This window comes from Roseateles sp. (genome assembly GCF_049240545.1).
In the GTDB taxonomy this organism is placed as follows: Bacteria; Pseudomonadota; Gammaproteobacteria; order Burkholderiales; family Burkholderiaceae_C; genus Paucibacter_A.
This window is the reverse complement of record NZ_JBMLSK010000347.1, coordinates 1-7628: the sequence shown is the minus strand read 5'-3', so window position 1 is coordinate 7628 and position 7628 is coordinate 1. Positions and strand designations below refer to the sequence as shown.

Here is a 7628-nt window from a genome sequence, read left to right as displayed (position 1 = left end):
GTGATGGCCATTGGGCCAACCCGCTGCTGGCCGGCGCCAACGACGCCACGCGCGCGTTGGCCGCCAGCTACGACGCGTTGGAGGCCGCAGCCAGTTTCTTCGAACTGCAGGCTAAGCACCTACAGGGCTTCAGCTTTGCAGATGCTGGAACTGCCTTTCAAGCTTACCGGACCGAGCTGTTCCGCTTCGATCAGTTGTACCGCTGGTTCATGCGAGCGTCAGAGACGGTGGAGCCCATGGGCTGGTCGTTGCTGCACGAGCTGCGCGACCGCATGGAAGATGCCTACTCAGGTTGGTTCATCGGCCAGCTTGCCTCGGCCTGGGGGGCGGTGGTGGAGGGGCCGACCGGTTTGCTGGCGAAATGGAAGCTCGACGAGGTCGTCAACCATCAGCACTTCTACGCCCGCCATGTGGCGCCTGCCTTTGGTGGCGGCGCCAAGCGGGTGTTCGTGGTCATCTCCGATGCCTTCCGCTTCGAGGCGGCGGCCGAACTGGTCGATGAGCTGAACAGCCGCAGCCGGGTGAAGGCTCGCCTGGACGCCATGTTGGGCGTGCTGCCCAGCTACACGGCGCTGGGCATGGCCAGCCTGCTGCCGCACCAACGCCTGGCCTACAAGGGCAATGCCTCGCTGGACGTGACGGTGGATGGCCTGCCATCGTCGACGCTGGAGCAGCGCTCGACCATTCTGGGGGCGCACGGCGGTGTGGCCATCGGTCGCGACGCGTTGATGGAGAAGGGCAAGGACAAGGGCCGCGAGTTCGTCAAGCCGCACAAGGTCGTCTACGTCTATCACGACCTCATCGACATGATCGGCGACAAGCGTGGATCCGAGACCAAGACCTTCGAGGCCACGGCAAACGCCATCAAGGAGTTGTCAGAGCTGGTGAGCTTCATCGTCAATAACTTGAACGGCTCCACCATCTTCGTCACGGCTGACCACGGCTTCATGTACCAAGAGTCCGCCCTGGACGAGGCCGACCGGCACACCGTGGAAGAAGGCATGCCCGGGGTGTTGAAGCCCAAGAAGCGCTACATCCTGGGCCGCGGCATGTGGCCTATGCAGAACGCCTGGGCTGGCAACACGGCCACCACGGCGGGCACGGATGAAGGGGCCGGTAGCCTGGACTTCCTAGTGCCCAAGGGGGCCGGGCGCTTCCACTTCGTCGGTGGCGCGCGTTTCGTTCATGGCAGCGCCATGCCGCAAGAGATCGTCGTGCCGGTGATCGTCGTGAAGGAGAGCGACAACGAGAAGGCCAAGACGCGGCAAGTGGAAGTGAGCCTGCTCGGGTCCAGCAACAAGGTGGTCACGAACAAGCAGCGCTTCGAGTTCATCCAGACCGAGGCGGTGTCTGAGCGTGTGCTGCCGGTGACGCTGCTGCTCTCTATCCGCGATGGCGACCAGTCCATTAGCGACGAGCAGACCCTGACCTTCGACAGCGCTTCACCGATGCTCGACGAGCGCAAGCGCTCGGTGATGCTGACGCTGGCTGCCGGCAGCTACGACCGCACCAAGGACTATTTCCTGGTTGCGCGTGATGCGAAGACCAAGGCCGAGGCCTGGCGGGCGCCGCTGCGCATCGACCTGGCTTTCAGCAATGACTTTTAGGGGGCCCAATGGCTGACGACACCACAGAGGCGCAGGCCGCCACCATCGACTCAGGTCTGGACAAACTGCTGAATGAGCAGTTTGCCGGGCGCGTGGTGCGAAAGGACCTCACCAAGCTGATCAAGGAAGGTGCCAACGTCCCTGTCTATGTGTTGGAGTACCTATTGGGCATGTACTGCGCATCTGACGACGCGGAGACCATCCGCGTGGGCCTGGCAACGGTCAAGCATGTGCTGGCCGAGAACTACGTGCGCCCCGACGAGGCCGAGAAGGTCAAGAGCAAGATTCGCGAACGCGGGTCATTCAAGGTGATCGACAAGGTCACCGTGAGGCTGAACGAGAACCGCGATGCCTACGAGGCGCTGCTCTCCAACCTGGGCATCAAGAACGCCGAGGTGCCAGACTCCTATGTACGGCAGTTCGAAAAGCTGTTGGTGGGTGGCATCTGGTGCATCGTGACGCTGAATTACCGCTTCGAGGAGAACCAGAAAACGTCACCCTTTGTGGTGGCGGACCTCAAGCCCATCCAGATGCCGAACTTGGACCTGGAAGCACTATTTGTTGGTCGCAAAGCCTTTACCGAAGAGCAGTGGATCGACGCACTTCTGCGCTCCACGGGCATGGAGCCCACCTGCTTCAAGGAACGCGTGAAGTGGCACCTGCTGGCGCGGATGATTCCGCTGGTGGAGAACAACTACAACCTGTGCGAGCTGGGGCCGCGCGGCACAGGCAAGAGCCATATCTACAAGGAGATCAGCCCGAACTCCATTCTTGTGTCCGGCGGTCAGACCACGGTGGCCAACCTGTTCTACAACATGAGCGCCCGCAAGGTGGGCCTGGTAGGCCTGTGGGACGTGGTGGCCTTCGACGAGGTGGCTGGCATCAATTTCAAGGACCAGGACGGCGTCCAGATCATGAAGGACTACATGGCGTCGGGGTCGTTCAGCCGTGGCCGCGAGTCCATCAACGCCAGTGCGGCGATGGTTTTCGTTGGCAACCTGCCGCAAGGACAATCGGTAGAGTCACTGGTGAAGACCAGCCACCTGTTCGCGCCGTTCCCGGACGTGATGATCGACTCGGCCTTCTTCGACCGCTTCCACGCCTACGTGCCGGGCTGGGAGATTCCGAAGATGCGGCCGGAGTTCTTCACCGACCAGTACGGCCTGATCGTCGACTACCTGGCCGAGTGGGCGCGCGAGATGCGCAAGCGCAGCTTCGCGGACGCAATCGACAAGTTTTTCAAGCTGGGAAACAACCTCAACCAGCGGGACACCATCGCTGTGCGGCGGACAGTGTCTGGCCTGTTGAAGCTGATCTGCCCTGACGGCGCCCACACCAAGGACACGGTGCGCAAGTGCCTGGAGTACGCGCTGGAAGCGCGCCGCCGAGTGAAGGAGCAGCTCAAGAAGATCGGCGGCATGGAGTTTTACGACGTGCATTTCTCCTACATCGACCTGGAGGACATGCAGGAGCGGTTCATCTCCGTGCCGGAACAGGGCGGTGGCGGCTTGATCCCCGAAGGCCGCCTGGCGCCGGGCGTCCTGCACACCGTCGCCATGGGCGACGGCGGCATGCCTGGCGTCTACCGCATGGAGATCCAGGCCATGGCCGGTGGCGGCAAGCTGTCTGTGTCGGGCCCCGTTACGCGCGAGCCGGTGCGCGTGGCCTTCGACTACTTCAAAGCCAACGCCGGCCGCGTGAGCGCGTCGATCCACCCGACCGAGCGCGACTTCCACCTGCACATGGTCGAACTGCAGACTGCCGGGACGCCAGAGGCCCTGACCCTGTCCAGCTTCATCGTGCTGTGCTCGGCCGCGCTGGGCAAGCCGTTGCAGAGCCAGATGGTCGTCATGGGCGACATGTCGCTGGGCGGCACGATCACACAGGCCAGCAACCTGGCAGAGAGCCTGCAAGTGGCGTTTGATGCCGGCGCGAAGCGGATACTGCTGCCGATGTCGAGCGTGACGGACATCCCGTCGGTTCCGGGCGAGCTGTTCGCGAAGTTCCAGACGAGCTTCTACTCGGATCCGGTGGACGCGGTGTTCAAGGCGTTGGGGGTTGAGTAGCTTCCGCTGCGCATAGAGGCAGACCATGGTGCAGAAGCAATCAACCGAAAGTGGCTCTCCCGGCTTGCGTGTACTGTTTGGGCAGCGTGAGGCACTGGCAATGGACTTGCCGCCAGACACCATCCTGGTTGTACCGTCGTCAGACGGCTGGAACGATTTTGGGCATCACACGCGGGTTGACTGCAGGATCCGCATGCGTTCGTCCAAAGAGGCGGTTGAGGCCAGCGGCTTCATCGGGTTCATCAACCCGGAGGCCGATCGCAACGGCAAGGACTTACTCCAGCAGTTGGTCTCGACTCAGGGTAAATCGACGGTCACAGCAACGACCGATCACCGCTTCTTCACGATGCTGCCGGACATGGAGGCGTATCGGCGGCTCGTCCAGACACTCGATGCTGACGACGCGACGGAAGCGCTGACCGCGTTGAACGACCTTGTTGCTCTGAACGAGTTTGAGTCGACCGCGCCCATCCTCGACCTGGCTACCCAGTCGGAGGTGTTTTCTCTGTCCTTCATGCGAAGTTCCGACTCCTACTTTGCATACAAGAACGCAGGCCCGCTGCTGCGTGGGCTGTCGAGCGAGCAGACGGGCATCCTGTCACCATCGCTGGCGATTCGGTTCCAGTTGCCGGGGCGACAGAACGAGCACGACCTCAAGTTCAGCTTCGACCATACTGCCGACCTGCCGAAGCGTATCGCCGTCGTCATCGGGAAAAACGGTGTTGGCAAAAGCCAGACGCTGGGCCGCATTGCTCGCGCGGCTCTCGACGGAACGGCCGCGCTGACGGACGGCACCGAAGGCGGGCGACCGCTGATCAATCGGCTGCTTGCTTTCGCGCCAACGAACGAGGCCGAGTCGGTCTTCCCGACTGACAAGAGGAAGCGTCCGCGAGTTTGGTACCAGCGGTACTCGATGAATCGGTCTCGCCGGTCGCGGCGAAACGACTACCTTTCTGATTTGATCGTGCAGGTCGCCAGATCGACGCAGATGGTTGCGTCGAAGTCGCGGTGGGAGATTTTCACCGAGGCGCTCAGTGCCATCACGAAGGCCGACGAGCTTCATCTCCCGACTCGATCGACATCCAGCGCCTACGTGCCGCTGGCCAAGCTGCCCCAGGGCGCGGAGCAACGTGTGCTGGAGCGCTTCGCCTCCATCGATGTCAAAAAGGAACCTACACGCGTCGTGGCCGGCGAGGGATACCCTCTGAGCAGCGGCGAGATCTCGTTCCTCAAGTTTGCTGCTCAGGTGAGCTTGCATATTGAGAACGGCTCACTTCTGCTGCTGGATGAGCCGGAAACGCACCTTCACCCGAACTTCATCAGCCGGTTCGTCTCGCTGTTGGACGGTCTTCTGGAAGCGACCGGGTCAGCGGCCATCATTGCGACGCACTCTGCATACTTCGTTCGTGAGGTGTTCCGCGAGCAGGTCACAGTGCTGAGCGTGGATAGCGACAACCTGGTCCGCGCGCAGCGGCCAAAGCTGCGCACCTTCGGCGCCGACGTGGGCGCAATCTCGTATTTCGTGTTTGGGGAGGACGAGCCGTCAAGGTTGGCTGGTGAAGTCGAGCGAAGACTGCTTGCGAGCGGCGCGCCTTGGCCACAAATCTATGAGGACTACAAGGACGAGCTTTCCTTGGAAATGTTGAATGGTCTTCGCGCGGCGATCGAAGGTAAGGGGCGCACGTGAACAAGGTTCAATCGCCTCTGTACGATGACTCGACGGCGTTTGGCAGCCTATCGAAGAACAAGAGGCTTGGAAGCTATCCACAGCTTCAGCCCTTGGTTGGCACGGTCCAGGCAAGCTACGCTCAGTATGCGGCCGTCAACGGCGCACCGACTCTTGTACAGAATCAGCCAATCAGCGAAGCGGCAGCCGCGTTCCTGAAGGGGCACTACGCTTCCCCACCAGCCGCCTTGGCCCACATCACCAAGATGCGGGAGTCGACCGAGCACTTGCTGTGTCCGATGTGTGGATCGATGCACAGCGGGACGCTCGATCACTACTTGCCGAAGAACGGCTTTCCGATCTTCTCTGTTTTCTCGAAGAACCTAGTCCCTGCCTGCAAGTGCAACAGCAAGCGCAATGAGACGCTGTTGGGCGCCAACCCAGGCGAACGTGTCTTGCACCCGTACTTCGATGACTGCCTTGGTGAGCGACTGGTAAGCGCTCGATTCGAGGACTTGGGGGCGGTGCCCAAGGTTTCCCTCGTGTTGATGGTCTCGAATGCCCATCCAAGCCATTCGGCGATCAGCTTTCACGTTCGTTCAATCGTCCAGAGATCGGCCGTCGTGAGGTACTTGGCCGATCGGTGGAGTTCCTTGTTCCTCAAGCCTAGCCGCGTGGTACGCGCCTTTGCCGAGAACATCGCGACGCAAGTTGAGATTCAGGCCCTGCTCGAGGAAGAGCGCGCCGCCCTAGACGACGTGCACAAGGGCAAGAACAACTGGAACTCCATCTTCGTGTCTGGCCTGCTGGACCCGATCGTTCTGGCGTGGTTGGCCGCGAGGTTTGCGGTGCCAGGCCGAGTGCCCGACAGCCCGCTCGGTTAGTCGCGACTAGCTGGACTGGAAGGCGCATATGGGTGGCATGCTGCAGACGCCGGGACTGAGCTCCATCAACCTAAATAGGTTAGCCTGTACGCATGACTGTTGCTAAGCGCTCGATCTGCATGTTGCCTGGATTTGTCGCTGGTGTCTGGGTACAGGTCCGCGCGGCGCTTGTGATTGGACTGCCGTCCGAGGACCAATCTCAAGCAAGCGAGGCCTCGGCTGCGCACGAGGGCCCTATTTCGGCGCGCAGCTCGATTCGATCGATGGATGACTACTCCGGCTACCACACCAGGAACGGTCTCGGCAGCCTGGACATCGGCGGCGGCCGTTCGCGCTGGGGCGAGTAGTTCAGCGCGGCAGCTTCCCGCCGGGCTTGGATTCGGCTCCAAGCTCGGGAGCGCTGGTATTCGCGCCGACCGTATCCCAGACCGCTGGGTTGCCGCCGTGGTTCGGTCGGATTCGACCCGCGCGAACGGTGGATCGGTAGTTCTCGCTGCGCGATCGCGCTTCATCTGAGACCTGGCGATTTCCTTGTTCGATGGTTCCCGCTGCTGCACGCTGGCCTTGCTCCGTTCGCCCAGTCACGTCGTCGCGCACCACGCTGCCAGGTCCGGCGCCTGCAGCCCGTTGCCGCCCCTCGATAAACGTGTCGTTGCTGGTGCGTTCGCTGGCCAGGGCGGCGCTGTCGGCAGCCGATTCGCGCCTCTCGTACTCCGTGCGAAATGGCGTCGCCCATCCGATCGCATCCGCCGGCGGCCGGCTGGGCCCGAGTGGGCTTTCGCTCGGAACGTAGCCGCTGGCGGAATCGCCACCGCGCGCGTACGAGTGGGCGATCTCCGTCACGGCGCGCTGCAGCGTGATCGGATCTTCTTCCCGCAGCAGGCCGCGCTCCGCAAGGCGCCGCGCGGCATAGTTGGTGAAGTCGGTCTGCGTGCCGCTGCTCCACTCGCGCATGAACTGGGCGGTGCGCGCGAGTTCCTTGGCCTCGCTGAAGGCCCGCTCGCTGGAGGACTGCTGTTCCATCGCCGTTCTTGAGGAAGAGTCGTAGCCCGATGTCGACGCGGTGCGGTTACCTCGCGCCCACTGGTACGCATCCGTGTTGCGGAAGTCCCGGACCAGCGAGCTGCTGTCGCTGATCTGCAGGGTCTCTGCGGCCTTGCGGGCGTAGTCGTAAGCGCTCTGGAGGCTTTGCTGGTCGACCGATCGTCCCTCGGCCTTGGCGTCCGCGCCGATCTCGGTGAGCGGGATCTTCGCGCCCACGGATGCGGACGCGGCAACCGCCTTGCCGACGGACGACTCTTCGCTGAGGCCCAGCCGGCGGTTGACCTCTCGGGCGACTGAGTTCAGCGTCTGGAACTGCGTGCTGGTGGACCCGCCGTTGCTCGTGGCCGAGCCCCCACTGCGC

The 7628-nt window shown here is 62.5% G+C and carries 5 protein-coding genes; 4 read left to right on the top strand and 1 reads right to left on the bottom strand.

Annotated elements, in window-relative coordinates; genetic code table 11:
- The 4 genes from pglZ to ACOVRJ_RS21460 form a co-directional block, all read left to right on the top strand.
- Positions 1 to 1607: BREX-1 system phosphatase PglZ type A (gene pglZ, locus ACOVRJ_RS21475; RefSeq protein WP_422045858.1), on the top strand; the 1607-nt coding region annotated here is incomplete at its 5' end.
- An 8-nt stretch (positions 1608 to 1615) separates the two neighbouring features.
- Positions 1616 to 3673: a protease Lon-related BREX system protein BrxL gene (brxL, locus tag ACOVRJ_RS21470; protein WP_422045857.1), complete on the top strand. Its 2058-nt coding sequence runs from the start codon at positions 1616 to 1618 to the stop codon at positions 3671 to 3673.
- 25 nt (positions 3674 to 3698) lie between these two features.
- A complete protein-coding gene (locus ACOVRJ_RS21465) occupies positions 3699 to 5360 on the top strand; it encodes an AAA family ATPase (protein ID WP_422045856.1) in 1662 nt (553 codons plus the stop codon).
- A complete protein-coding gene (locus ACOVRJ_RS21460) occupies positions 5357 to 6223 on the top strand; it encodes a hypothetical protein (RefSeq protein WP_422045855.1) in 867 nt (288 codons plus the stop codon). Before ACOVRJ_RS21465 ends, ACOVRJ_RS21460 begins: the two co-directional genes overlap by 4 nt.
- Before the next feature lie 348 nt (positions 6224 to 6571).
- Here ACOVRJ_RS21460 and ACOVRJ_RS21455 read toward each other — a convergent pair.
- On the bottom strand, positions 6572 to 7628 hold a 1057-nt coding region (locus ACOVRJ_RS21455), incomplete at its 5' end, for a hypothetical protein (RefSeq protein WP_422045854.1).